Source organism: Roseobacter sp. AzwK-3b (assembly GCF_000170875.1).
Taxonomy (GTDB): domain Bacteria; phylum Pseudomonadota; class Alphaproteobacteria; order Rhodobacterales; family Rhodobacteraceae; genus Roseovarius; species Roseovarius litoreus.
The window spans coordinates 99,179-124,131 of the sequence record NZ_ABCR01000001.1 but is presented as its reverse complement, the minus strand read 5'-3'; the positions used below and the strand labels follow the sequence as shown (position 1 = coordinate 124,131).

At 60.4% G+C, this 24,953-nt stretch carries 21 protein-coding genes; 14 read left to right on the top strand and 7 right to left on the bottom strand.

Features of this window, described 5'->3' with window-relative positions:
* Window positions 1–13 precede the first annotated feature (13 nt).
* The 4 genes from RAZWK3B_RS00545 (at window position 14) to RAZWK3B_RS00530 (ending at window position 3,644) form a co-directional block, all read left to right on the top strand.
* Window positions 14–682 carry a TRAP transporter small permease gene (locus RAZWK3B_RS00545; RefSeq protein ID WP_007811218.1) on the top strand — a complete coding sequence of 223 codons (669 nt, stop codon included), beginning with the start codon at window positions 14–16 and terminating at the stop codon, window positions 680–682.
* A 1-nt stretch (window position 683) separates the two neighbouring features.
* Window positions 684–2,042, top strand: a complete 1,359-nt coding sequence (locus tag RAZWK3B_RS00540) for a TRAP transporter large permease (RefSeq protein ID WP_007811216.1) — start codon at window positions 684–686, stop codon at window positions 2,040–2,042.
* A gap of 13 nt (window positions 2,043–2,055) precedes the next feature.
* Window positions 2,056–2,841: an IclR family transcriptional regulator gene (locus RAZWK3B_RS00535; RefSeq protein WP_007811214.1), complete on the top strand. Its 786-nt coding sequence runs from the start codon at window positions 2,056–2,058 to the stop codon at window positions 2,839–2,841.
* A gap of 80 nt (window positions 2,842–2,921) precedes the next feature.
* Complete coding sequence (locus RAZWK3B_RS00530; RefSeq protein WP_007811212.1) at window positions 2,922–3,644, top strand: sulfite exporter TauE/SafE family protein; 723 nt, start codon at window positions 2,922–2,924, stop codon at window positions 3,642–3,644.
* Between the two features lie 128 nt (window positions 3,645–3,772).
* Here RAZWK3B_RS00530 and RAZWK3B_RS00525 read toward each other — a convergent pair whose 3' ends face one another.
* Complete coding sequence (locus tag RAZWK3B_RS00525; RefSeq protein ID WP_007811210.1) at window positions 3,773–4,657, bottom strand: LysR family transcriptional regulator; 885 nt, start codon at window positions 4,655–4,657, stop codon at window positions 3,773–3,775.
* Window positions 4,658–4,873: 216 nt separating this feature from the next.
* Between RAZWK3B_RS00525 and dctP the strand changes: the two genes are divergently transcribed.
* From dctP to RAZWK3B_RS00505, 4 genes are all read left to right on the top strand, one after another.
* Window positions 4,874–5,863, top strand: a complete 990-nt coding sequence (dctP, locus tag RAZWK3B_RS00520; RefSeq protein WP_007811209.1) for a TRAP transporter substrate-binding protein DctP — start codon at window positions 4,874–4,876, stop codon at window positions 5,861–5,863.
* An 80-nt stretch (window positions 5,864–5,943) separates the two neighbouring features.
* Window positions 5,944–6,447 (top strand): TRAP transporter small permease, encoded by a 504-nt coding sequence (locus tag RAZWK3B_RS00515; RefSeq protein ID WP_037294902.1) that lies wholly within the window; start codon window positions 5,944–5,946, stop codon window positions 6,445–6,447.
* Window positions 6,448–6,450: 3 nt separating this feature from the next.
* The gene (locus tag RAZWK3B_RS00510; protein WP_007811205.1) at window positions 6,451–7,752 is read left to right on the top strand and encodes a TRAP transporter large permease; all 1,302 of its coding nucleotides are present in this window, start codon (window positions 6,451–6,453) and stop codon (window positions 7,750–7,752) included.
* Window positions 7,728–8,531, top strand: coding sequence for an alpha/beta fold hydrolase (locus RAZWK3B_RS00505; protein WP_007811204.1), 804 nt, complete (start codon window positions 7,728–7,730; stop codon window positions 8,529–8,531). The genes RAZWK3B_RS00510 and RAZWK3B_RS00505 overlap by 25 nt, the downstream gene beginning before the upstream one ends.
* A gap of 6 nt (window positions 8,532–8,537) precedes the next feature.
* Here RAZWK3B_RS00505 and RAZWK3B_RS00500 read toward each other — a convergent pair whose 3' ends face one another.
* Window positions 8,538–9,284: a metallophosphoesterase gene (locus tag RAZWK3B_RS00500; RefSeq protein ID WP_007811202.1), complete on the bottom strand. Its 747-nt coding sequence runs from the start codon at window positions 9,282–9,284 to the stop codon at window positions 8,538–8,540.
* A 199-nt stretch (window positions 9,285–9,483) separates the two neighbouring features.
* Here RAZWK3B_RS00500 and RAZWK3B_RS00495 point away from each other — a divergent pair, with 199 nt between their 5' ends.
* The 3 genes from RAZWK3B_RS00495 (at window position 9,484) to RAZWK3B_RS00485 (ending at window position 14,115) form a co-directional block, all read left to right on the top strand.
* Window positions 9,484–11,223 carry a type I secretion system permease/ATPase gene (locus RAZWK3B_RS00495; RefSeq protein ID WP_007811200.1) on the top strand — a complete coding sequence of 580 codons (1,740 nt, stop codon included), beginning with the start codon at window positions 9,484–9,486 and terminating at the stop codon, window positions 11,221–11,223.
* On the top strand, window positions 11,220–12,533 hold the full coding sequence (locus RAZWK3B_RS00490) for an HlyD family type I secretion periplasmic adaptor subunit (RefSeq protein WP_007811198.1): 1,314 nt from the start codon (window positions 11,220–11,222) through the stop codon (window positions 12,531–12,533). The genes RAZWK3B_RS00495 and RAZWK3B_RS00490 overlap by 4 nt, the downstream gene beginning before the upstream one ends.
* 181 nt (window positions 12,534–12,714) lie before the next feature.
* Window positions 12,715–14,115: an efflux transporter outer membrane subunit gene (locus tag RAZWK3B_RS00485; protein WP_037294750.1), complete on the top strand. Its 1,401-nt coding sequence runs from the start codon at window positions 12,715–12,717 to the stop codon at window positions 14,113–14,115.
* A 19-nt stretch (window positions 14,116–14,134) separates the two neighbouring features.
* Here the strand turns inward: RAZWK3B_RS00485 and RAZWK3B_RS00480 are convergent, their stop codons facing one another.
* Window positions 14,135–15,442, bottom strand: a complete 1,308-nt coding sequence (locus RAZWK3B_RS00480; RefSeq protein ID WP_007811194.1) for a YfiM family lipoprotein — start codon at window positions 15,440–15,442, stop codon at window positions 14,135–14,137.
* A gap of 147 nt (window positions 15,443–15,589) precedes the next feature.
* On the bottom strand, window positions 15,590–16,243 hold the full coding sequence (locus tag RAZWK3B_RS00475) for a rhomboid family intramembrane serine protease (RefSeq protein WP_007811192.1): 654 nt from the start codon (window positions 16,241–16,243) through the stop codon (window positions 15,590–15,592).
* A 319-nt stretch (window positions 16,244–16,562) separates the two neighbouring features.
* Between RAZWK3B_RS00475 and RAZWK3B_RS20935 the strand changes: the two genes are divergently transcribed.
* The gene (locus RAZWK3B_RS20935) at window positions 16,563–17,420 is read left to right on the top strand and encodes a hypothetical protein (protein WP_157132090.1); all 858 of its coding nucleotides are present in this window, start codon (window positions 16,563–16,565) and stop codon (window positions 17,418–17,420) included.
* Between the two features lie 48 nt (window positions 17,421–17,468).
* Here the strand turns inward: RAZWK3B_RS20935 and RAZWK3B_RS20055 are convergent, their stop codons facing one another.
* Window positions 17,469–18,866, bottom strand: a complete 1,398-nt coding sequence (locus RAZWK3B_RS20055; RefSeq protein ID WP_007811188.1) for a hypothetical protein — start codon at window positions 18,864–18,866, stop codon at window positions 17,469–17,471.
* 33 nt (window positions 18,867–18,899) lie between these two features.
* Window positions 18,900–19,517: a polysaccharide biosynthesis/export family protein gene (locus RAZWK3B_RS00455; protein ID WP_007811186.1), complete on the bottom strand. Its 618-nt coding sequence runs from the start codon at window positions 19,515–19,517 to the stop codon at window positions 18,900–18,902.
* A gap of 328 nt (window positions 19,518–19,845) precedes the next feature.
* On the opposite strand from RAZWK3B_RS00455, the gene RAZWK3B_RS00450 reads away from it, so the two are divergent.
* Together RAZWK3B_RS00450 and RAZWK3B_RS20375 are read left to right on the top strand one after the other, a co-directional pair.
* Complete coding sequence (locus RAZWK3B_RS00450) at window positions 19,846–20,076, top strand: hypothetical protein (RefSeq protein ID WP_007811184.1); 231 nt, start codon at window positions 19,846–19,848, stop codon at window positions 20,074–20,076.
* A 261-nt stretch (window positions 20,077–20,337) separates the two neighbouring features.
* Window positions 20,338–21,063 carry an Npun_F0296 family exosortase-dependent surface protein gene (locus RAZWK3B_RS20375; RefSeq protein WP_198133227.1) on the top strand — a complete coding sequence of 242 codons (726 nt, stop codon included), beginning with the start codon at window positions 20,338–20,340 and terminating at the stop codon, window positions 21,061–21,063.
* A 171-nt stretch (window positions 21,064–21,234) separates the two neighbouring features.
* Here RAZWK3B_RS20375 and RAZWK3B_RS00440 read toward each other — a convergent pair whose 3' ends face one another.
* Window positions 21,235–24,705 carry an Ig-like domain-containing protein gene (locus RAZWK3B_RS00440; protein ID WP_198133226.1) on the bottom strand — a complete coding sequence of 1,157 codons (3,471 nt, stop codon included), beginning with the start codon at window positions 24,703–24,705 and terminating at the stop codon, window positions 21,235–21,237.
* Window positions 24,706–24,953: the final 248 nt, after the last annotated feature.

Here is a 24,953-nt window from a genome sequence, read left to right as displayed (position 1 = left end):
GGAGGAATGGGGAATGACCGGTGTGTTCCAGGGCACGGGAGAGATCCTGAGTGCCGTTGCTTCAGGCGATTCATGGATGTTGAGCAGCGCGATGCAGCAACCTGCGGTCTGGCCGCTGGGGTTGATCGCGATGCTGGCCGTGTCGATCCTGTTCCTTGTGCTTTACAGGGTCAGCGACTGGTTCGAGCGCAATTTTGAAACCACGATCATGGTGGTCTCGTATCTGGCGATCGGGGGCATCATCTTTGTCGAGGTGTTCCGGCGCTTCGTGCTGTCCGAGCAGGCGCCGTGGTCGACGACGATCCCGCCTTTCCTTTTTCTCATCATGACGTGGTTCGGGTGCAGCTATAACGTCAAGCTGCGCACGCATCTGGCCTTTGCCGAGTTCCGAAACGCCATGCCGCGCGCGGGGCAAATGGCCTGTCTGGTCATGGATGCGCTGCTGTGGATCGGCTTTTCATGGGTGGTGGTGGTCACCTCGACCCGGGTGGTGGCCAATTCAGCGTCGAATTTCCAGATCATGCTGGGCACCGACAATGTGATGCAGTGGTGGTTCCTGATTTCGGTGCCGCTGGCCTTCACGGTGCTGGTGGCCCGTGTGCTTGAAAACCTGCTGACCGACATCGCCAATTTCCGGTCCGGCGAGACCCTGATCCAGCAAGCCGTCATCGGAGGCGACTGACATGACCGACGGAACCATCATCACGCTCATTTCAGTCGGTGTGACGCTTTTGTTCATGCTGGGCGTCCCGGTCTTTCTGGTGATCGGCTACTGGGTGCTGGGCATGTCCTTTCTTCTGGCGATGCCGCTGGACAATATCGGCGCCGCGCTGGCGGATGTGTTCACCGACGGCTTCGCGCTGCTGGCGATGCCGCTGTTCATTCTGACGGGCGATCTTATCAACCGGTCGGGGATTGCCCGACGGCTGAGCGATTTCGCGTATTCCTGCCTTGGCTGGATCCGGGGCGGTCTGGCGATGGCATCCTTGGGCGCATGTGGTCTCTTTGCCGCGATCTCGGGGTCGAATTCAGCGACCACGGCGACGATCGGCTCGATGCTGCATCCCGAAATGGTCAAGGGAGGCTATGACGAACGCTTCTCGGCCGCAACGGCCGCCGCCGGCGGCACGGTGGGCATCATCATCCCGCCTTCCATCATCTTCATCGTCTACGGGTTCCTGCTCAACCTCCCGATCTCGGACCTGTTCGTTGCGGGGATCATTCCCGGCGCCATGATGGTCGGCGGGATGATGTTTGCCTGTTTCCTCGTCTGCTGGAAGAACGGCTGGGGGTTCCTGATCAAGTTGAGCCCGATGCGGGTCATCAAGACGGCGGTGGGCGCATGGCTGGGCTTTTTCGCCATCGGCCTTGTGCTGTGGGGCATCTATACCGGCAAGTTTTCCCCGACCGAGGCCGCGGGCGTCACCGTGGGCTTTTGTGTGATCGTTGGCTTCCTGTGTCTTCCGTTGCACAAGGTGATGGGCGGGCGCAAGGACGCGGATATCTCGGAGAAATCCATCGGGTCCATGTTGGTGGTGCAGGGGTTCAGCCCGCTTGAATTGCCGTCGATCACCATGCGCTCGGCGCAGATCACCGGCATCCTTGCGCCGCTGATCGCGGTGTCGGTGGTGATGCAGCAGATGCTGTCGGTGCTGGGCGCACAGGAGATCATCGGCAATTTCGTCACCTCGATGGGGGGGTATTACGCGGTTCTCTTCACCTCGATGGCGATTGTCTTTGTCGCGGGGATGGTTCTGGAAAGCCTGCCGGTGACGATCATTCTGGCCCCCATTCTGGCGCCGATCGCGCATTCGGTGGGGATCGAGCCGGTGCAATTCGCGGTCGTCTTCCTTGTGGGCGCGTCCATCGGATTCATCACGCCGCCCTATGGTCTGAACCTCTATGTGGCGTCAGGTGTCACCGGCGTTCCCTATTTCCGGCTTTTGCGCTACACCCTGCTTTATCTGGTCGCTCTGATTGCGGTCTGGATGGTGGTGGCGATGGTGCCGGTTCTTTCGACGGCGCTGATCCCGCATAGATGAGGATGCTGCGTAGATGGATGGTGACGACGGCAAATCGGAGACGATCCCGACGAACCTGAGGTTGTTGATGGTGATCGAACAGATCGCGAAAGCCGGGGTTCCGGTGACACCGACGGATGTGAACCACGAGATCGGATTGCCGAAGCCGACCATCCATCGCCTGTTCCATACGCTGGAAGAGGAGGGGTTCCTGCAACGTGACATGGACGGGCGGACCTATTCGCCCGGACCAAGGCTGCGCATCATGGCGGGGGGCATCCTGTCCTCGCTGCGCATCCGGACGGCACGGCAGGCGATCCTGACCCGGCTGAGCCGGGAGATCGGCGAGACCTGCAACATCGCGCTGCCGGAGCGGGACGCGATGACCTATCTGGAGCGGATCGAGACCGAATGGCCGCTGCGCATCCAGTTACCCATCGGCACGAGGGTGCCGTTCTATTGCACGGCCAGCGGCAAGATGTATCTGAGCTCGCTGGCGGGCAACCATCTTAGGAAATACCTTGCTGCCACGGATCTGCTCGGGCGCACGCCGAACACCATGACCGATCCCGAGACGCTGATCGACGAGATCCGGCAGGTGCGCCGCAATGGCTATGCTCTCGACCGCGAGGAGTTCATGGAGGATATGATCGCGCTTGCGGTGCCGATCCTCGATGTGAATGGACGGCTGATGGCGACGCTGTCGTTTCACGCGCCGACGCAGCGCTTCGATATCGAGCGGGCGCTTGGCTTTCTGGAGCCGATGCGCGAGGCTGCGGCGGATCTGTCGCAGCTGGTGAGTGACAGCGACGGGGTCTGACGGGGCAGGTTGACGCCCGGTGCGAATGACGAGTTGACGGCCCTTGGTCAGGGCGATCTTCGGGCAGGTGGACGACACTCATGGAACTGATTGCGGCAAGCGCCATCGTGATGCTGGCGGCCATCCTTCACGCCTGCACGGGGTTCGGCTTTTCTGTCTTGGCGACGCCGTTCCTGTTGCTGGTCTATGACACGGCGGACGCGATCCAGATCAACATCGCGCTGTCGATCCTGATTTCGCTGGTGCTGATGCCCAAGCTGGTGGCCGATGTGGACCGGCCGCTGCTGGGGCGGTTGATACTGGGCAGCCTGATGGGGGCGCCTGTGGGCATCGCGATCTATGTCTATGCCAATCCCGATCAGTTGCGCGCAGCGATCGGGGTGCTGCTGCTGGTGTTCAGCGTGCTGGTGCTGCGAAAGCTGCGCTTTACCCGAACCCGCCGTCGCGACCTTATGACAGGTGGCTTTTCCGGAGCGCTGACCGCCGGGCTGGGAATGCCGGGGCCACCCTTGATGGTGTATTTCGCGGGCACCACCCTGACGCCGAGCGTTCTGCGCAGCACGACGCTTGTGTGTTTTCTGGTGACCTATTCGATCAGCCTGATCTTGCAGATCGTGGTGGGGTCTTCGTCGCTCGAGGTGCTCAAGGCGGCGCTGTTCCTGTCACCGGCAACGGGGGCGGGGGTGGTGATCGGACAGCTGCTGTTTCGCAGGCTCAATCCTGCGGGCTTCATGAAACTGATCCACGGATTGCTGATCGTGACGGGGGCGTATCTGGTGATCGGCGCGGTTTTGGCAGGCTGAAAGGTGGCTGGCTGTCAAAGCGTTCCGCCTTTACTCTGAGGCATCAGCGACAGGCGGACCGCGTACAACGCATGAACGGAGCACTGCATTTCGCGAAAATCTGTGAGTCAGGTTTTTCGCGAAACGCTTTAGAACTGGTCCCAGATCATCTGACCCATCTTGTCCAGTCGTTCGGGCGAGCAGAAGAGCGAAATGGTCATCGTCGCCGTCCAGTCGCGCCCGCCCATGCGGACCAGATCGCCACTGTCCAACTCGGAGCGGATCGAGAATTCGGGCAGCCAAGCGACACCGGCCCCGGCCAGGGTGCGGCGCTTGAGCGCCTCGGCCAGAGCATCCATGTAGCGCACATCGAGCGCAGTCTTGCGGTTGCCAATGGTCTGATCCACGACGGTGCCCAGAAAGGTGTTGGGATCATAGCTGAGATAGGGCACGGCGCGGCCCGGCGTGCCAGGCAAGGCCCAGCCGAACCGAGAGGCGGCGGCGTGCTGGGCCACGGGGATCAGGCGCTCGTCGCAGATGTCCTTGCGCACGAAGCGGGTCTCGTCGAGGATCGGTGAGACGTCCTGATGACGGTAATAGAGCAGAAACTCGCAGCCACCCTCGTTGAGAAGCTGGCAACAGGCGGTCAGGCTGTCGGAAATCACACGGGTCCGAAGCTCGGGATACTGGCGCTCGAATTCGGCCATGCGGGGTTGCAGGAAATTGACGGAAATGGCGTGCAGGGCCGCGAATCGCTGAAACGTGGCATTGCCGCGCGCCTGTTCGCGGATCGCCTGTCGGGCGTCGGTGATCTCGGCCACGGTGGCCTGCGCCACGGGCAGGAATTGCTGCCCGGCCTCGGACAGGCGCACGGGATAGGTGGCCCGGTCGATCAGCGGCACGCCGATCCAGTTTTCGAGCGATTTGATCCGGCGGCTGAACGCGGATTGGGTGATGTTGCGTTCCTCGGCGGCGCGGGTGAAGTTGAGCGTGCGGCCAAGACAGACGAAATCCCGCAACCAGTTGATATCCATGACACTTTCCCAGAAATTTCCGACAAGGATGCGCCATGGGGCCGAATTATGCAAGATTGGAATGGTTTGATGATATGTTTGAATTGGCCAATCCGTGCCACCCTGACCTAGCATTCAAGCCATAATTCCCTGCTGCCGAGGCATTGCACCAGCATGAGGATAAAACGACGAGGACCGCATGAACGGTTCCGCATCGCACACAACAAGGAGAACGACATGACACTTACCTGGAAATGCCTTGCATCGGCCACGGCCCTGAGCGTTGCGGCGACGGTGCCCGCACTGGCCGAGACAACGATACGCCTGTCCACCTATGTGAACGAGGCCGATATCCGCTATGACGGCTTTGTCCATTTCGCCAAGCTGGTCGAGGAAAAGACCGGCGGCAGCGTCGAGGTGCAGATTTTCCCGTCGGCCACCCTGCATGGCTGGTCCGAGGGCGTTGACGCCGTACAGGGCGGCGTGTCGGACATGAGCTGGATTCCGGCTGATGACCGTCTGCCCTGCTATCGCGTGACCTCGCTTTATCCGGTGGCTGTGGATCTGGAAAAGCAGATCGAGATGGATGCGGCCTATGCCGATCTGGTCCGTGACGAGGCGGCGAACGTCAATCTGGTGCCGGTGTTCAACTCGAATTATTCCTACGATCAGGAATGGTGGTTCGAAGAGGCGATCGCTGATCTGGGCGATCTGCAGGGCAAGCAGGTGCGCTCGATCGGACCGCTGGTCAGCCTGATGATCGAGAGCTGGGGCGGCGCGCCGGTTTTCGTGGCGCCCAAGGAAGTGTTCCAATCCGCCGAGCGCGGCGTCGTGGACGGGATCAACATGGGGGTTGCTACCTATTCCAGCTGGAAGCTGTGGGACGTGATGCCCTACATGGTCAACGCCAACCTGTTCTATGGCAATATCCAGTACATGATGAACAAGGAAAAGTTCGACTCGATGACCGCCGACGAGCAGGCCGCCGTCATGGCCGCCGCCAAGGAAACCGAGGAATGGCTGAAGCCGCGCTATGAGGACTGGGTTGACCAGCGCGTGGGCAATGCCGTGATGAAAGGCGGTGGTGCTGCCGTGTCCATCAGTCAGGACAAGCGGATGGAGCTGATCGCCAGCGTTCAGGGAAAATGGAACGAAACCGTGGACGAAGCCTGTGGCCCCGAGCTTGCCGGCCAGATCCGCGATCTGTTCGCCCAGCACGCCCCTTGAGTTGACGCGCTCATGCCGTCGGGCGGGCAGAGGTCCGGCCGACGGCGCTTGCGTCATCCCCCGGAAATATGGAGGTCGTCATGCAGACCGGACTGGATCGGTTGATCGCACGGTTCGAGCACGCTGTCGTCTGGCTGGCGGCTGGCGGCGCGATCGTGGTTCTCGTGCAGATGCTGTGGATCAGCTATGGTGTCTTTACCCGTTATGCGCTGAATGCTCCGGACCGGATGGTGACCGAAGCCACCGCGCTGTTGCTGTTTCCGGTGGCCTTTGCAGGTCTGGCCTATGCGATGCGCGAGGATGCCTATCCCAAGGTGACCATGCTGACCGACCGATTGCCCGCGGCGGGGCGCAAGGTGGTGGCGATCCTCAATCTTGCGATCATGCTGGGGGTGGGGCTGTTCTTTTCGCTGGCGGGCGTCAACGCGACGATCCGATCGTTCAATTCCGGCGCATCCTCCGAGATCCTGCTGTGGCCACGCTATGCCTTCTGGGCGCCGGGGGCGTTGGCGCTGGTGGTGTTCTCGATCTACGCGACATTGCGGCTCATCAAGCTGATCCGCACCCCGGCCGAGGAGGTCTGAGCGATGGAATGGTATGAAGTCGGACTTGGCCTTCTGGGGCTGTTGATGCTGCTGATCGGGCTTGGCCTGCCGATCCCGTTCGCACTGGCGGCCGCATCGCTGCCCTTCCTGTGGCAAATCCAGAGTTTCGACACCTCGATCGTGTCGGCGGAGCTGAAGCTGTGGGGGGTGTGGATCGATTATATCCTGCTTGCGGTGCCGCTTTTCGTGTTCCTGGGCGAGTTGATCGGCCGGTCGCGGATCGGGCCGAACCTCTATCAATTCCTGCATCAGGGAGTGCGGATCCGGGGATCGGCGGCCTATGGCTCAATCGGGGCCTGCGCAGGCTTCGGCGCGGTGTGCGGCTCATCGATGGTGGGGTCGTTGACCATCGGGGGCGTGGCGCTGCCCGAGATGCTGCGGCTTGGCTATGGAAAGCAACTGTCTTCCGGCGTTCTGGCGGCGGGTGGCACGCTGAGTGTGCTGCTGCCCCCAAGCCTGATCCTGCTGTTCTATGGCATTGTGACCGATCAGAGCATCGGTGATCTGTTCATTGCCGGCGTGATCCCCGGCCTGATCCTTGTCACGGCGTTCTGCGTGGTCGTGCTGATCTGGGGGATCGTGCGGCCCGAGGACATTCCGGGCAACGAAATTTCGGCCAAGATGAGCCTGATCCAGATCGCTGCCACGATCGGGCCGATCGCGGCCATCGGGCTGGTGATCACCGTTGCGATCTATGCCGGTATCGCCACCCCGACCGAAGCGGCGGCCGTTGCGGCCCTGCTGACGGTGATCCTTGCCTTCGGTGTCGGCGGTCTGACGTGGCAGGGCTTCAAGGATGCGCTGTTCGCGACGATGCGGACGATGGGCTATCTGGGGTTATTGCTGTCGGCGGGGGTGCTGTTTGGTTTCGTGCTGACCTATTACCGCGTACCGCACCAGTTCACCGAGCTGTTCATGAGCTTCGATCTGTCGCCTTACGTGGTGCTGATGATCGTGCTGGCCTTCTATATCCTGCTGGGCATGTTCCTCGAGCCGGTGTCGATGACCTTCATCACGCTGCCGACGATCTATCCGCTGATGGCGGCCGCCGGGTTCGACCTGATCTGGTTCGGGGTGGTCTATACGATCACCATGGAGATCGCGGTTCTGACGCCGCCTGTGGGGTTGAACCTCTATGTGATCCAGGGGATCGGGCGCGGCAAGGTGAGCATCGGGGACGTGATCTCGGGGTGTTTGCCGTTCATCGCGGCGCTGGTGCTGCTGATCGTGATCCTTATCCTATTTCCGGAGACTGCGCTGTGGCTGCCCGAACAGATGCGCTGACCAGCCGCCGGGGTCTGACCTATCGGCGGGCCGGGTCCGGCACGCCGCTGGTGCTGGTGCACGGTTATCTTGGCGGATCGCGCCAATGGCAGGCCGAGATCGCCCGGTTCTCGAAGCGCTTCGACGTGATCGCGCCCGATTTGCCGGGCTTCGCGGGTGCCGCCCATCTGCCGGCGGCGGACCGGATCGGCACCTTTGCCGAGGCGATCATCGATCTGATGGATGATCTGGGGCTTGGGCGGATCCTGCTGCTGGGACATTCCATGGGCGGCATGATCGTGCAGGAGCTGGCCGCGCGTCATCCGCAGCGGATCGAGAGGCTGGTGCTCTATGGAACCGGGCCCTTGGGTCTGATGCCGGACAGGTTCGAGCCGATCGAAACCTCGCGCGAGCGTATCCGCGCGGAGGGGGTGGGGCACACTGTCCGTCGGATCGGGGCGACATGGTTCCGCGAGGGCGAACATGCCCAGGGCTTCGAAGTGGTCTCGAGCCTCGGGGCGCAGGCCAGCGAAGCGGCGGCGCTTGCGGGGCTGGATGCGATGGCCCATTGGGACGGACGCCAGCAGATGCAGCGCCTGACCATGCCGACGCTGATCCTGTGGGGGGATGGCGACAGGTCCTATCGCTGGCCGCAGATCGAGACGCTGTGGAAGGGTCTGCCCGACGCGGCGCTGGCGGTGATCCCCGGCACGGCCCATGCGGTGCATCTGGAAAAACCGGGGCTGTTTCACGCAATGCTGGAGGATTTCCTGATGGCGGATCAGGCTGCAATGGCCTGAGCGGGATCAGCTGTGGATGAAGCGCACATAGCCCGGTTCGATGATCGCGGCGGTCAGGCGCCCGGTTTGAAAGGCGCCCGTATCGATGCCGATCCGGCCTGCTTTCATTACGGGGGCATCGAGGATGAAATGACCGTGCACCATCCATAGCCCGTCCTTGCGGGGTGTGTCGAACAGATGAGGATGCCCCCACAGAAGGCCATGGCCACGGCGCGGCTCAATGGGCAGGTTCGGATCGCCGCCCGCATGGCTGACCACGACATTGCCGCTTTGCCAGATCAACGGGCGCTGCGATAGCCAATCCAGCAGGGCGTCGCCCGCCGCGGCGCGGAGCCTGTCGCGCAGCGTCTCGAAGGGGTGATCCTCGGGGTCGGCGATGCCGAAGCTGCGAAGCGTTTCCGCGCCGCCATTGGCCATCCACAGGCGGCCGGCGCTGTCGGGCGTGTCGAGAAATTCGAGCATCATCGCTTCGTGATTGCCCAGAAGACAGCCGCCGCCGGTGGCATCGGGGTCCAGCTCCATCAGGCGGCGCAGCACGCCGGCGCTGTCGGGGCCGCGATCGACATAGTCGCCGACAAAGACCAGCGGCAGGTCCGGCGCCTCGGTCGCGAGCTTGGCGATGAGCGCGTCGAGCAGGTCGTGCATGCCATGGATATCGCCCACCGCCACGAAGGCGCGGTCAGGGGCAAGGGCCGCATCAAAGCCGGGTCGGCCAAGGCCAAGGCGGTGCAAAAGGCTGCTCAAACCAGTCATTCCCATCTGTCTCGGTCACATCGCGCGCAAAATCAAGCCATGCTCCGCCCAAAGGGCTGCGGCATATGGTTAATGGTGGCGCGCCGCGGCGTAATCGCGTAAATGAAAACAAACATAGCGTATATTTAGAAACTGTTTCCATTTTTCCGGCAAAGAATAGCATGACGATACTCATTCGACCCTGGAGCAGTGCAGGATCATGACAGGACAGGCCAAGCCCGGTTTTCCGGAAATGCGTGCTGCGCGCCGCAAGGGACTGGTTCTGTTTTTCTGGGCCTTCGTGTTTTCCATCTTCGTCAACCTCCTGATGCTGACCGGGCCTTTGTACATGCTGCAGGTCTATGACCGGGTGCTGGCGTCGCGGTCGGTCGAGACGCTTGTGGCGCTGTCGGTTCTGGTTCTGGGGCTGTACGCGCTGATGGCGGTTCTGGATTATGCAAGGGGCCGGGTGATGGCGCGGGTGGGCGCGCGGTTTCAGTCGGCGCTCGATGGGCGATTGTTCGAGGCGACGTTGTATCGGTCTTCGGACCCGCGCGAGCATGCGGCGTCGGGTGCGGCGCTGCGCGATCTGGATTCTGTGCAGGCGCTTTTCGTGTCGCCGGTTCTTCTGGCGCTGTTCGACATGCCGTGGACGCCGGTTTTCATCGCAGCGATCTTCATCTTTCACCCGGTTCTTGGCTGGATGGCCGTGGCGGGCGGGCTGATCATCGTGGTGGTGGCGCTGCTCAACCAGTATCTGACCGGATACCGGGTGCGCAAATCGCAGGCGGCCAGCCAGCAGGCGCATACATTCGCCGATCACGCCCGCGCAGGCAGCGAAGTGGTGCTGTCGCAGGGGCTTGCGGGCAATATGCGCAAACGGTTCATGCGGCTGCGCAACATCGCGCTGGATCAGACGGTGCATTCCAATGACTGGACGGGAAGCTTTACCGCCTTTACCAAATCGTTCCGGCTGTTGCTGCAATCGGCGATGCTTGGCGCCGGCGCCTATTTCGTGATCCAGGGCGAGCTGACGCCGGGCTCGATGATCGCGGGGTCGATCCTTCTGGGCCGGGCGCTGGCGCCGGTGGAGCAGGCGATGGGCAACTGGCCGATCTTGCAAAGGGCGCGTTCGGGCTGGCAATCGCTTGGCCGGTATCTGCAGACCGTGCCACCCCGGCCCAAGCTGATCGAACTACCCAAACCCGAAGCGCATCTGGTGGCCAAGGCGATGACGGTGGTGCCGCCGGGGCAGCGCAAGCCGACCCTGCGCAACATCACCTTCGAGATCAAGCCGGGGCAGGCGCTGGGCGTGATCGGGCGCAGCGGGTCTGGCAAATCCACGCTGGCGCGCGCGCTGGCGGGATACTGGCCGCTGGCCGCTGGTGAGGCGCGTCTTGGCGGGGCCACGCTGGACCAATACAATCCCGACCGGCTGGGGCAGCATATCGGTTATCTGCCGCAGACCGTGTCGCTGTTTCAGGGCACAGTCGCCGAGAATATCGCGCGCATGGAAAGCGATCCGTCATCGGAAGCCGTGGTCAAGGCGGCCAAACAGGCCAATGCGCATGACATGATCATGCAGCTGCCAAAGGGCTATGACACCTTCCTTGATGGCAACGAGAACCAGCTTTCGGGCGGTCAGCGCCAGCGCATCGCGCTGGCCAGGGCGCTTTATGGCGATCCGGTGCTGCTGATCCTGGATGAGCCGAATTCGATGCTGGATGCCGAAGGCTCGGAGGCGCTCAACAGGACGGTAAGCGGGTTCAAGCACTCGGGGCGGTCCGTCATCGTGATGACGCACAGGCCCGCGGCGATCGCGGAATGCGATCTGCTGATGGTGGTGGAAAAGGGCATGGCGACGGCCTTTGGTCCGCGCGACGAGGTCATGCAGAAAACGCTGAAAAATGTGGAGCCTGTGCGCACATCGCTGCAAGGCAAGAACAAGGTGGCGTTTTGACCGACGACAGGCAGGACAGCATCCCCAAATGGGGTGCGACCAAGCCGGTTCTGGCCGGCGTGCTGGCGTTGGTCGTGCTGGTCGGGGGGCTTGGCGTCTGGAGTGTGATGGCCCGGATCTCGGGTGCGGTCGTGACTTCGGGCACGGTAACCGTGGAATCCAACCGGCAGGTCGTGCAACATCCCGATGGCGGTGTGGTGGGCGAAATCCTTGTCGATGAAAGCGACACCGTGGCGAAGGGCGAGGTGCTGATCCGCCTCGATGGGCGCAAACAGCGCTCGGAACTGGCGATTGTCGAGGGACAGCTGCGCGAGATCGCGGCCCGCAAGGCGCGTCTTGTGGCCGAGCGCGACGGTGCGGACACCATAAATTACAGTGACCAGCTGCTGACCGATGCCGCCACCAGCCCCGAGGTCGCTGCGATGGTCAAGGGCGAACGGACCCTGTTCGAGGCCCGGCGCGACTCGCTTCGGCAGGAGGCCCGTTTGCTGCGCGAGCAGAACAAGCAGATCGATCAGCGGATCACCGGCATCGATGCGCAATTGCGGGCGCTGGAGACCCAGGCCGATCTGGTAGGAGAGGAATTGCGCGATCAGCAAAGACTGCTGGCCAACCAGTTGACGCAGGTGGCGCGCGTCAACGAACTCAAGCGCGAAGAGGCCAACCTGCTGGGGCAGATCGGGCGGCTTGAGGCACAGATGGCCGAGCTGCGCGGGCAGGCGGCGAGCAACGACATTTCCCTGCTGCAGCTTGAGACCCGTCGCAGGGAAGAGGCGGTCAGCACCCTGCGCGATCTGCAATTCCGGGAGATCGAACTGGCCGAGCGCAAGCTGGATCTGGAGGATACCTTGTCGCGGCTGGACATCCGGGCGCCGGTCAGCGGTCTGGTCTACAACCTGCAGGTATTCGCTGAACAATCCGTCGTGCGCCCCGCCGATCCGCTTCTTTATATCATTCCGCAGGATCAGGCGCTTGTCGTGGCGGCGCGTGTCGAGTCGCTGAATGTGAACGACATCTACGTCGGGCAGCAGGCTGCCTTGCGCTTTCCCGGCTTTGATCAGAAGAAAACGCCCGAACTTTTCGGTCAGGTGACCAAGGTTTCGGCCGATGTGGTGCAGGATGAAGCCACCGGCATGAACTATTACGCGGCCGAGATCATGCCCTATGAGACGGAACTGGCCAAGCTGGGCGATGAAAGGCTGCTGCCCGGCATGCCGGTCGAGGCGTTCATCCAGACCGGGGAACGCTCGCCCATCGCGTATCTGGCTGAGCCGATGCTGGGCTTTTTCAACCGCGCCTTCCGGGAATGACGTTGCTCTCACTTGGCAGAAAAGCCACATATCAGACAAGATTGCAACAAAGTGGCTGCAATATGGAAATGCGCGGCGATCCATGTTAGTTTGACTTAATAAGAACGGTCACAAGCCACCGTCAGATGTGGCAAGGCCGATCAAGAGGCAGTCGAGAGCAGTGCTCAACATGCGGATTATCATGATGATCCCGCTCGGGATCCTATTGGCAGGCTGTGCCGAGATCGGTATGGCGCATCGCCCGCTCGAGGCGGATTTGCCCGACAGGTATTCCGTGTTGGCCCCCGTCAAGGCACCGACCCGTGAAGACACGGAATGGTGGCGCAATTTCAACGACCCGGTTCTGGATCAGCTTGTCGTGCGCGGCATGAGCGACAATCTGAGCGTCGCGGAGGCCCGCGCCCGCTTGCGCGAGGCCGAGGCCAACGCACGCGGTGCGAATGTGCCGGTGAGCGGAAACGCGAATGCCAGCGTCAGGGCGCCGTCGAATGTCTCGGAAACCAGTGAATTCTCGATCAACGGCCAGATCAATCTTGCAGGCGAGACGGGCTTTCGGAGCCGTGCCGCGCAGGCCCGGCTCGAGGCGGCGGAGTTCAACACGATCGAGGCCCGCCGCACGGTGCTTTCGGAAGTGGCGCAAGCCTATGCCGATCTGCGGTTCTTCCAGAGCAGTCGCGCCTTCCGGGCGCGGGATCTGCGCTCGCGGCAGCGCACGCTGACGGATATCGAAACCCAGCTTGGGGCCGGGGCTGCAACGCGGCTTGATCTGTTGCGGGCGCAGTCCCTGCTGGCCGAGACGCGCGCCGAAATTCCCCAGCTCGATGCCCGGATCATCCAGATGCGGAACCGTCTGTCGACATTGCTGGGCGTGCCTGTGGGCAGCCTTGGCATAGATCTGGGATATCGCGGGCAGCAACCGATGCCGAAGGGCACGATCGATGCGGGCGTGCCTGCCGATCTTCTGCGTGCGCGCCCGGACATTCGGCGCGCCGAGCAATTATATGCGGCGGCGGTGTCAGATGTGGGCGCGGCAGACGCGGCCCGCTATCCCAGTCTGAACCTCTCGGGGCTGATATCGGCGCCCACGAATGGCGGATCGCGGACCGAAACGCTGCTGGCCGGGCTTGTTATGCCGGTGTTCAATCAGCCGGCCCTTTTGGCCGAAAAAGATGCCGCAGCGGCACGGGTCGAACAGACATATCTGCAGTGGCGGATCGCCGTTCTGGACGCGGTCGAGGAGGTCGAGAACGCCCAGACCCTTCTGACATCGGCCCGCAAGTCGGTTGCGGCGGCGCGCGAAGCGGTGACCCTGAACCGTCAGGCGCTTGATCTGTCGCGCGAGTTGCTGAGCAGCGGCGGGAACATCACCGTGCTGGATGTGCTGGACCGCGAACGCGCGCTGTCCTCGTCGCGCACGGCGCTGGCGCAGAACACCCGCGATGTCGCTTCGGCCTTCATTCAGCTTTATGTCGCACTTGGCCGGGGCCATCCGTTGACGGTTGACCGGATGCCGATCAACCAAGATGCCGCGACCGTGTCGAGCCGGGATGAACTGTCGGTGGACCTGCTGTCGTTCCAATAAGTGTTTTAGTGCGGCACGGTCAGTCGCGCGCGGCATGGAGCGCAAGCGTGTCGATCCGGGCTTCGATGGCGTCCAGAACGGCGGCATATTCGGCGCTGTCTACCGATCCGTAGCGGCTGTCGAATTCGGCTTGGGACATGATCTGCGGGATATCGTCAAAAGGCACGATCACGTCATTCTCACTCTGAAGGCGGGCCAGAAGAGCGGGCCAATCCTGCGGCGGCGCGGTCATCAGGCGGTTGGACATTCGTATGCCGGAATTGTTGGCGGCAAGATCGGTAAAGTCGAACCCGCCTGATTGCAGGGTGTCGTAAAGCTCCTTGAATTCACCGACCGACACCGCGAACCCGCGGTTCGAGGCCGCCTGCAACGCGGCGGCGGTTGTGAAGTGCCGGCGACTGTCGATCCGGCCATTCAGCGTGACCTCGTCGCAATCGCTGCGCCAGTCGCGGTCGGCCACCAGATCTCCACCGATCAGCCGTCCGACGATCAGCGGAAAGTCCCGCGCGCCGCAGACCCGGGTGAGCGCGAACATGGCGGCGGTATAGGCATTGGGCAGGGTTTCGGGCGTGCTGCCGTCAAGTGCGGCCTGCAGGGTGAAGTGCAGATAGGGCAGGTAGCTGCCGGTCGCGGGCAGGTCGCCCCGCTCCATTGCCTCACGGATCATCAGGTAATAGCGGTCGATTTGCGAGGCCATCGGCATGTCGGCGCCGCGCATCGTGCCGAACAGGCCGCGCATGATCCCGTTCTTGCCCATGTCGTCCATGGCAAGATCGAAAGAGAGGTTCTGGTCGTCAATCGTCATCCGGGTGACGGCGCCGAGCACTGTGTCGCCGACCCCGTTCCCGATGGCGGTATTCGCGCCGACACGTGCGATTTCAAGCGCAAGGCCGGGCGGGATCGGGACCGGCCCCACGCGGATATCGGTGGGCATGACCTGCCCTTCGAACTCGGGGATACGGGCCGAGATATTCAGGAATTTCACCGCAGGTGTGTAAGGCACGGGGATCGAGGCGCGCAGAACGGCGCTGTCCCCGGCAATGCGCAGATCGCTCCGGAAGCCCGGCACGAACCGCGCACCGAGGCGCAGCAGGCTGTTGAGCTCGGTGTCGGACATGACCAGCGGTTCGGTCGGTGTCGCGCCGTTTCCGGCGGCGCTGCGGATGCTGTGCACAAAGCTGCGGGCGACCACCACATCCTGCGGCTTGGGGGCGCTGCTTTCGGCGATCAGCGGACGATCGTCAAGCACCATGACATAGATCGCCGACCCAGCCAGAACGCCTGCAACCAGCACAAAGACAACAAGTCGACCGATCAGCCGGAGCATTGCGGGTGGCCTCTGGATCGGGGGGAAGGGAACGCGTGGGGCAATGAAATGTGCTTTTGGGTTATCTGCAAGCGATAGGGGCAAGCATAGCGCAAGCTGCACCCGCGTGCATTACCGATTATGCCGCGTGGCGGGTGGACGCCGGGTTCAGGCCTGATTTCGCCGACGGTCGAGAAACGGTGCGGCAAGCGCACCTGCGATGAACCCGCCCAGATGGGTTTCCCACGCAAGATGTCCCGAGGTGGCCCAGAACATCAGCAGGTTCAGAACGACCAGCAGCGTGACCGGCCACAGGATTGCATAGGCCAGCGACGTGATACCCGGCCGCGCGCGCAGCGTGTCGGAGATGTCCCAGATCACCCAGGCGCCAACCAGTCCGAAGAGCGCACCCGAGGCCCCGACCATGGGTTGCAGCTTGTCGCTGAGCAGGGCAAAGCCCGCGGCCCCGCCAAGAACCGACAGCGCATAGATCGTGGCAAAGCGCCAGGCGCCGACCCGGTCAAGCTCGGCATGGGCGACTGAGACAAGCGTGACCATGTTGACCAACAGATGCCCCGGCCCGGCATGAAGACCGGCATAGGTGACGAACATGAGCCAGGGCTGCAGCGGATAGTTCGGTGTCCAGCCCCGCAGAAGCCCCGTCCAGAAGGCGAAATGTTCATAGGTGAAACGGCGCCAGCGCGGGCTGCCCCAGATGCCCCAATCGGCACCAAGCAAGATTGCCTCGGGAAGCACCGAGACCGCAAGCAGCGCAAGGAGCACAAGGCGCGCCCGGCGCTCGGAGGGCAAGAACGCGTTCATCACATGCCCAAAAGCAGCTTCAACGCGGCTTGGCAAGATGCATGTATTTCGAATGTAATGTTGCGGTTTGAAATACGCGTTTGAACGCCGGAACATCTTTTCGAATCTTTTTCGTCTGCCATCAAGACTGCAGATGTGGTCCGCAATCGACTCACGATGGTCTTTTGAAAATCAGCCATCACTCAGTTGAGATAACCTGCCAATAGGAGCTACCCAAAAGGGGAATTGGCTTGTACGATATCGACGGATTTTCGGTCAACTCGCTGCGTTTTTAAAATGAATTCAAGGATTTAGTTCATTCTCTAGGTAAGGAAAAGGATTGCAAAAAGTTGAATTACATCAAATATTCTACGATGCAGAATCTGCTGCTCTTTTAGCGCCCGAAGCAAGGCCGTTGGACAACACGGATGGCCCGCCGGATTGGTTCGAATTCTGGCCAATCCTTTGTTATCTGCGTCAAAACGATCTGCGGGACGACACGCTTTACGGGTTCGTGTCGCCTCAGTTTGTGCGAAAAACCGGCGTCACGGTCCGCGAGGCTATAAGTTTTGCCCAGCAACAAGAAGATGCTCAGGTCCTTCTGTATTCTTCGCAGTGGATGATGCGGCATTTCTTTCTGAACCCGTGGCTCCAAGGCGAGTACCATCACCCGGGCCTGATCGAACGCGCCTCGGAGTTCTTTGATGCGATTGGTCAATCTGTTGATCTTTCGCATTATGTCAGTGACAACTCGACATCGGTTACTTCGAATTACATGATTGCAGACCGGTCATTCTGGCTTTCCTGGAGGGAATTGGCGGAAGAATATTTCGACTTTGTCCAAAATTCTTCCGCAGGTAAACGACATGAAGACGCCACGAGTTATCTGGATAAATCGGGCTATCCCTTCAAAGTTTTCATCCAAGAACGCCTTGCTTGTCATGTGCTGCGACAGGGCTTCAGGACCGTGGTCCCACCAATGCCTGTGCTTCCCGGATACCGGTCTCTAGATCAAGGGGATTTGAGTCGGCATCTAGCACGACTTGAAGAAACAAAGTTGGCGTACGGAGCGTCACGAAGCAGCATCGACTCCATAAGATACAGGGTCGCCCGCATCGCTTTTTCAAGCTTTTTGAGTTCCGAGCCACTGCTGAAAAGAGTCTTGAGAAGAATGATCTCCTCGAAACGATCCTTTTGAGGATTGGTCAGGGTTAGCTTGCAAGGTCGCAGTTATGCGTGAAGTGCCTTAAGGCAAGAGGTCGAAACTGCGGCTCAGGCTCACGAAAACCGAGGTCGAGTCAGCATTCCCGAGACGCTCTTCGTCGCGGATGCGGTGGCTGACGCCCGTGCTGAGCGTCCAGTCGCGGGTGAGCGACCGGTTGTAGCTGAGCGAGATGCCTGCGCGTTCGGTTTCATTGGTGGTGCCGGTGCCGTCGGTCAGACCGTAATCCATGCTGAGGCCAAGGCTGGACAGGGTGTTGATGTCGTAGCTGTAATTGACCACGGCGCTGGTTGCCAGACGCTCTTCGTCTTCGTCGTTGGTGCTGACGGTCCGGTTCAGGCGGACGCTGAGGGCGCTTCTGGCCAACTGGTATTGCCAGTTGAGCGACCCGACAAGATCGGGGCTGCCGCCTTCGAAGCTGGTGGCGCCAAGGCTGGCCGAGAGCGACCCGTTGGGCAATTGCAGGTTGCGGCCAAAGCGCAGGGTCACACGGTCCCCGGCCTGATCCACCGTTGTGGCAAGGCTTGCGGTGATCTCGCCGTTGGTCATCGGGCGTTGAAGCCCGATCTGACCGATCACACCCGATCTCGTTGTCGATCCGATGGTTTCGCGCGTGTCGATTTCGGTATAGCCGAGAGAGGCATCCACGACGGTGCCATCGAAGAGCTGGTTCTCGACGCCAAAATTCACCGAGTAGGTGTCGCGCTTGGTCTGGAGTGTGTCGTCGGAGTCGTACCGGTCGTAATTCAGGGCCACGCGACCGGTGGTCACCGGCGAAAACCGAAGCAGTGCGGTCACACCTACGCGGCTGCGCTCGGAGTCGGTCAGGCCGGCGCGGGCGTTGTCGGTGTAGTACAGTCCACTGACGCCCGCATCGAAGACAAAGCCGATCGGCGCGTTGCGCCCGGTTTGCAGCTGGGTGGACAGATTGTAATTGTTGCGCTTGCCGCGGCCATCGAGCTCGTCGAAATCGTCGGGCAGGACGATCTCGCCATCCTGATCGATGAAGTCCTCGATCGACCGCACAAAGCCCACATCCGACTGGCTGAAGCGCCCATCGATGCTGAACAATGCATTGGCGCCTCCCCGGCTGTAGGACAGGCGAATGTCGGGATCCGCGAACCCGGTCGAGATCTCGGAGCGGGATGGCACATTGCCTTCACGGAACACGCCGCCAAGCGACAGCGAAAGGCTTTGGGTGCGCGTTTCGGAATTCAGATTGAAGCGCAGCGATGTGGTCGCAAGCTGCGTGCTGCCGGAGGATGGGATGTCCAGCGCGATATTGTCGCCCGCCTCGAATCTCTGGCTGACCGAGAGTGATGCGTTGAGCGCACTCTCGTCCTGTTCCTGAGCAAACAGCGGATACACCGCAAGGGCCGAAGCCCCTGCCAAGGTGATCGGTATGAAATGCCTGCTTTTCAAAACTGCTCTCTCGCCTATCAATAGAGTTTTTTGTTATTCGAACAGGCGGCGCTCCGGAACAATGATGACGTCGCCGGGTGCCATGACTGTCATCCCGATGCCGGATTTGCCGGCAAGGATGTCTTTGTAATTGACGTTGTAGACACGCTCCTTGCCGTCCTTGCCGACACGCCGCAATTGAACCCGCTGCGTGGCCGCGAAGCGCGAGAATCCGCCGATTTCGGCAAGAAGCTGCAGCATCGTCGTGCCTTCCGCCACCTCGACCTTGCCGGGATTGGCAACTTCCCCCATCACGTAGATCGGCACCGTGTCTTCATCCGCCTGAGCGAGCATTTGCAGGTCATCCTGCGCCAGCCGCGCCATGGACATAAACACGGTCGGCCCGCTGGAGAAATTCGGCGCAAGCGCCTGTGTTACGTTCTCGCGAACCTGTGTCAAAGTACGTCCGGCTGCGGCCACTGTCCCTGCGAGAGGAACAGAGATCCGCCCGTCAGGCAGAACAAGCGTATCACGGTTGATGCTGCTGTCCTCGAGAACCTCGATGCGAAGAACGTCCCCGGGTTTGATCCGGTAGCTTTCCTGGGCCGAGGTCTGCACGGCCATGAACGGCACGATAACCAGGGCGGAAAGCAGTGCAATAATGCGTTTCATGTCAAATTCTCTTCCCGTTTCCGTCTTATTACCCCCAGTCCTCAAAATACCTGCGTGGACCGGACAACCCAAGACATATCACAATTTGGTAAAGGCTTGGAGCCACTGTTAAAACACGCGTGCCATTGATGCAACAATTTCGAGGGTTTTCACGCGAACGCGTAGGGGCAAGCCATCACGTCAAGCTTTTTGGCGAAAATGGGGCAATAATGAGGGACATTTAACATCTGTCGGCCTTACTGCTGCCTTAAAGGCCCGAAAAGATGACCATGACACAGGATACGCCAGCCGCTGCAGGCGGCCCGGCACAAGCCAGGAGGTAGCGCTCATGATGATCGGATTTGTCGTCCTCGCCGTTATGACGGGATTGGTGACCGGGGCCGGTGCAATGGTCATGGGCCATGGTGTGCTGGCGGCCATGGGCATTTACGCCGGAACGGGTGTTCTGGTCCTCATGGGGCTTATTGCGCAGGCGATGCTCGAAACCCTGCAAGACGGCCGCGAAACCGCTATGGAAGGCGGCGTGACCGCGTCCAGCCGCGCCGGCAGACGCCCCTGACATCTGGGTGCGTCCGGCCCTGACGCCGATTCGCGTCATTTCTGACAGATTTATATCCACGAATTGGAAACAATGAGACGATTTGGCCCGTATTTTATACGGCCTGACGTCTTATCCCGCGCGGCTTGCGGCGCCCATGGGCATGCGCTCCCGCTAATTTTCATGAAAAATGGCGTAATTAAGGCTTTTCTCGGCCAAAACGGCCCAATTCTTCTTTGAATAAGGCAATTCTGTGTGTACCCTTGGGTGTGAAATTTATTTTTGTTCGTATTGACCTTTGAAGGGGGAATTGAAATGGGAATTAAATCAACTTTGTTGGGTGCGGCTGTGGCAGCTTTTGCACTGACTGGCGCGGCGAGTGCTGCGACCTTTGTGGTGGTTGGAGCAAACGCACCTGAATCGTGGTCTGAAGTGGACCTCAACAACACGACAACGCTTAGCCCGGGTGCGGCTTGGATGGCGGCTCCGTCGACTGAGACTAACTCGTTCGGTGGGCAGTACAAGTCGCCTTTCGATCCGAGAAGCGCCGATAACGGGGTCGATGTGCCTGCAGCGGATCAAATTGCCAACTGGCAGCAGATCGAGTATTTCACCGTGGGTTCGCCAAATCTGGTTCAATCCCCGGCGGTGATGACCGTCGCGCCGAATTCGGCGTTTCTTTCGCTGCTCTGGGGGTCCGTCGACCTTTACAACGCTATCGAGTTCTACGCCGGTGGCAGCTTGGTAGAAACGGTGTCTGGTGCGGATATCTTTGCGTCTGGTGGAGAGCCGGCTGCAAGTGGCGCGGCCTTTGTGAAGATCTCGGGCTTTAACTTCGATGAGGTTAAGTTCTATTCGAACTTCGGACTGAGCGGCGGTACGGATCAACCCGCATTCGAGTTCTCGAATGTTGTTGCAGCGGTTCCGCTTCCTGCGGGAGGTCTGCTTCTGCTGACGGCTCTCGGCGGGTTGGGCGTTGCCTCGCGCAAGCGCAAGAAAGCAGCCTGACAGGCGCCGCACTTCACCGGCTGAAGCCCTGAATGAAGGCCCTTCCACTTGGAGTGGGAGGGCCTATTTCTTTGCAGCCGGAGGAGTGAATTTGGTGATTTTGGGTCTGCGGTCGTGAACCGTAAATGTGCGTTGGCGAAACATACCGCCAACGCTGCTGGTCGCCCGGGACTATATATCCCAGACATCCACAGTTATGGTCGCCGCTGACCTGTACCCGTATTCGTCGGTTGCCCAATATGTGAAGGTTTCATTGCCGGTAAAATCGTGGTCCGGCGTGTATTCGAGCAGTCCGTTGTCCAGAATGATCGCCCGCCCGTTTGCCGGATTTTCGAAGCTGTCGATCATCAGCATGTCGCCATCGAGATCCATGTCGTTTGCGAGCACATCGATGAGTACGCTGGTATTGGCAGAGGTCGAGGCCTGGTCATCACCGGACGTAGGCGCCTGATTGTCGGAAGGCAGAATGCCGTTGCTGAAAGAGGCGAGGTTGTTGTCCAGCACACTTCTGCTGTTGGAAATTTCAACCACATGCTGGATTTTCAGAATTTCGCCCGTGGCACGGTCTGTAATCGCATCAGGAACAAGCAGCACGGTGCGACCGTCTTCGGTCTCCCAGTAGCCGTTTTCCCGGACAAAGTTTTTCAGGTCCCAGAAAAACACGGTGTGCTTGTCAGCGCCCGTACCGCGTTCCGTCGTTCCAATCGAGTCCGTCTTCAAGCCCGCCAGTTGCAGATGGTCGGGATATATGCTGATCGGGCCCGAATGTGCGAGGTCGAAGGAAAGACGGCCTTCGACAAGGTCATCGGACGACATCAGGGTGTGCCGCGCGGGGTCGTAATGTGCGAAATCATTCGTGTTGTTTACAAGCGTCAGATCAATCAACACATGCCCCACATCTTTGTCTTCCACGGGCATTGTAAAATGATCCGAGAAGTTGATCGCTGTCTCAAATCCTTCAATGGATATTCTGTTCGCGACCAAATCGATCGTGTTCGTGCCCAATATGAACCCGGTCTGCGGACGCCCAAACCATTCATCGGTTTGGGTCGCAAGAATATCGATGTCTTTGAGCGTATAGTGACTGGTGTAGGTCAGGTTTATGCCATTGCGGGTTTCCCAGTTCACGAAATCCTCGAGAATTGTGCGGAAATCATGCCCCTGATTTGGAGAGGACTTGACGACGATCAACCCGTGCTCCGTCCCGAAGGCCTCATTCCCGGAAAATTCCTGAATTGGTGCAGCACTCGGCGATATGCTGTTCTCGCCAATGGCCATCTCACCATGCTCAAGGGTTTCGGCCTCGTTGTCGGTCCGGGGGCCACGGGTGAGCCAGACAAAGCCATGGGTGGTATTCGCCGCAACATTGTCCATGCTCTCTACAAGACGACCAGCAAAGAAAAAGCCATCACCAGTGCGCCCGTTGTCATCCATCTCTACATCTGGGCTTTGTTTGACCGCTGCATCGCCAGCCCCAATTCCCACCGACCGAATAGCCAAATTCTCGCGCCAGATGCCCGTCTCGTCGCCATCCTCGGCCGCAAAGGCGGCGCCGAAGACGTCGAAGGCGACGTTGCTAACGAAATCCGCATGGCTTGAATGGTGCACGAAGCCCCAGCCGGGCGAGCCGCTCACAGTGTTGCCAATGGCATAGGCCGGGTCGTTGTCGATTTCGGTGCCGGTCTTGTGGAAATGGAAGGAATACCGGCTCTTGATATTCGTATCCGCCTCGATCGTGTCGAAGAAGTCCAGATCCCCGGCGGGGCGCGACTTGTCTGTGCGTCCCAGATCGTCGAAGGCGGCATAGCGAACGTCGACATCGTCATTATGCATGAACATCACGTGACCGCGGTGATGCAGGGCCGAGGCCTCGCCATCTTCGCTGGTGAAGGTGATGTTGCGCGTCATGTTGGCGACATAAGCGGCCAGATCGGCGCGCGGTGTGTCGTGGTCGAATTGCAGAGGCTCGCCGATCGTGATCGTGTTGCCGTCGATCGCGGTGATCGTCACCTCTTCGTCCTGGCTTTCGAAATGCGCCATCTTCGCGCCGTCCCAACGCCAGCCTTCCTTGTGCGTGCCGGTGATGACGATGGTATCGCCGACGGACCAGTTTTCGGGGATCTCGGACAGGACGATCTGCGTATCGCCAGCCATCGGGGCATCGGCGACCTTGAGGAACTCGGTCTTTTCCTCGCCGTGGATGTCCACCTGACCATGCGAGATCAGGCCGCGCGACAGGAGTGTGGGATCCCAGCCGACATCGATATCGCCGTTATTGGCGAAAATGATCTTCGTGTCGAAACCGCTTTGAACGGGATTGTCCTTGGTGCCGATTTCCAGCCGCCCGCTGCTATCGACCACGAAGGTGTCGATCAGCATCTTGGTGTTCATATCGGTCGCAAAGCTCAGATCGCCATCGACGCGCAGGGTAAAGAGAGACGCGTCGCTTTCGCCATTGTAGCGGATGGAGATGTCCTTCGGGATCAGCACCTTGGCATCTTCGCCGGGGATCAGGCCATTGTGCCATGTGGCCGAATCGAACCAGTCGCCATTGCGGATCGCGATATGGGTCGCCTCGGCACGGGGCACGAGATCGAGCAATTCGCTATGCTCCATCATCTTGCCCATGTCATCCATATGCATGGAGTGATCCATATCCGGCGCCGTGATGACCGTTTGCACGAAGGCGTCTATCTCGGCCTGTGTCGCACCATGGGGCAGGCCGCCACCGGTCTGTGCCATGTCGCCGTGATCATGCTGGCCGTCCATGTCGTGGCCCGAATGATCGGTCATGTCGCCGCCCATGTCGGTGGAGGGTTGATCGGTTGTCCCATCTCCCATGTCATGACCGGAATGATCGGTGCCGTCACCGCTCATGTCATGGGATCCATGATCGGTCATGTCGCCGCCCATATCGGTGGAGGGTTGATCGGTTGTCCCGTCTCCCATGTCATGGTCAGAATGATCAGTGTAGTCATCGCTCATGTCGTGAGAGCCATGATCGGTTGTGTCGCCGCCCGACATATGGTCGCCCGTATCGTCGCCCATTGTCGGCATATCCGGAGAAGGATTGACATCCGTTTGCGTATCATCCTGCGCCGGGGCCTCGGGGGCGGGGGGCTCTTCCTCGGCTGCGGGCGGGGAGGAGGGCTGACTGACCGGGGTTTCCTTGGGCGTTGCGGGGCGTGCCGTATTCCCGAAGATCCCGTTCCAGAAATCAAAGGCGTAGAATGGCTGGTAAAGGCTTGCGAAAATCCCCTGATTTGCGCCGGTCTCAACCCCACCGCGTGTGCTCGTGTCCGAGGATGAGGTGGAAGCCCCGCTCCAGGAGCCTGACGAGGAGGTTCCGTAGAGGGCGCTTCCCGACATGTATGGATCGGTGGCAGAGGTATTGACGCTGGTCCAGGGGTTGCTCCAGGAATAGGCTGCGGGGCTGACACTGACATTGACAACCGGAACTGCGGCAGGGGCCATTACAGGCCACGAGAACCACGACATGCTGAAGACTGGCATTGTCCAGGCGACTGGAGCGATATCCTGAAACGGGCCGACCTCTTCATGAGTTTCGGTGACACTGGCGTCCCATGAGTTGCCATTGCTTGTCGTCAGCCGTGAAGAAGCCATTATTTGAAAAATCGACATCTCTGCAATCTCCAACAGTCTAAAATATGAACTGTCGGCATAGAATGCGTTCGTGGTGTCAGTTTGGCTTGATTGTGGCAGAATAACAGGGGCTTGCCCGGTTTTGGCCACAGATGGGAAAAACTCGCCGAGAGTGAATTGCGTGCCTGCGTTCATGCCTTTTTCCAATATTTTTTGGGTCATTGCGTGACCATTGGACGGCAGGGCAAACAACAATATCAAAACGAGCAAAACTTCAAAAAGAAGCC

Coding starts and splice junctions, on each gene's coding strand:
- RAZWK3B_RS00545 (WP_007811218.1), top strand. CDS start 14: ATGACCGGTGTGTTCCAGGGCACGGGAGAGATCCTGAGTGCCGTTGCT.
- RAZWK3B_RS00540 (WP_007811216.1), top strand. CDS start 684: ATGACCGACGGAACCATCATCACGCTCATTTCAGTCGGTGTGACGCTT.
- RAZWK3B_RS00535 (WP_007811214.1), top strand. CDS start 2,056: ATGGATGGTGACGACGGCAAATCGGAGACGATCCCGACGAACCTGAGG.
- RAZWK3B_RS00530 (WP_007811212.1), top strand. CDS start 2,922: ATGGAACTGATTGCGGCAAGCGCCATCGTGATGCTGGCGGCCATCCTT.
- RAZWK3B_RS00525 (WP_007811210.1), bottom strand. CDS start 4,657: ATGGATATCAACTGGTTGCGGGATTTCGTCTGTCTTGGCCGCACGCTC.
- dctP (WP_007811209.1), top strand. CDS start 4,874: ATGACACTTACCTGGAAATGCCTTGCATCGGCCACGGCCCTGAGCGTT.
- RAZWK3B_RS00515 (WP_037294902.1), top strand. CDS start 5,944: ATGCAGACCGGACTGGATCGGTTGATCGCACGGTTCGAGCACGCTGTC.
- RAZWK3B_RS00510 (WP_007811205.1), top strand. CDS start 6,451: ATGGAATGGTATGAAGTCGGACTTGGCCTTCTGGGGCTGTTGATGCTG.
- RAZWK3B_RS00500 (WP_007811202.1), bottom strand. CDS start 9,284: ATGACTGGTTTGAGCAGCCTTTTGCACCGCCTTGGCCTTGGCCGACCC.
- RAZWK3B_RS00495 (WP_007811200.1), top strand. CDS start 9,484: ATGACAGGACAGGCCAAGCCCGGTTTTCCGGAAATGCGTGCTGCGCGC.
- RAZWK3B_RS00485 (WP_037294750.1), top strand. CDS start 12,715: ATGATGATCCCGCTCGGGATCCTATTGGCAGGCTGTGCCGAGATCGGT.
- RAZWK3B_RS00480 (WP_007811194.1), bottom strand. CDS start 15,442: ATGCTCCGGCTGATCGGTCGACTTGTTGTCTTTGTGCTGGTTGCAGGC.
- RAZWK3B_RS00475 (WP_007811192.1), bottom strand. CDS start 16,243: ATGAACGCGTTCTTGCCCTCCGAGCGCCGGGCGCGCCTTGTGCTCCTT.
- RAZWK3B_RS00455 (WP_007811186.1), bottom strand. CDS start 19,517: ATGAAACGCATTATTGCACTGCTTTCCGCCCTGGTTATCGTGCCGTTC.
- RAZWK3B_RS00450 (WP_007811184.1), top strand. CDS start 19,846: ATGATGATCGGATTTGTCGTCCTCGCCGTTATGACGGGATTGGTGACC.
- RAZWK3B_RS00440 (WP_198133226.1), bottom strand. CDS start 24,705: ATGTCGATTTTTCAAATAATGGCTTCTTCACGGCTGACGACAAGCAAT.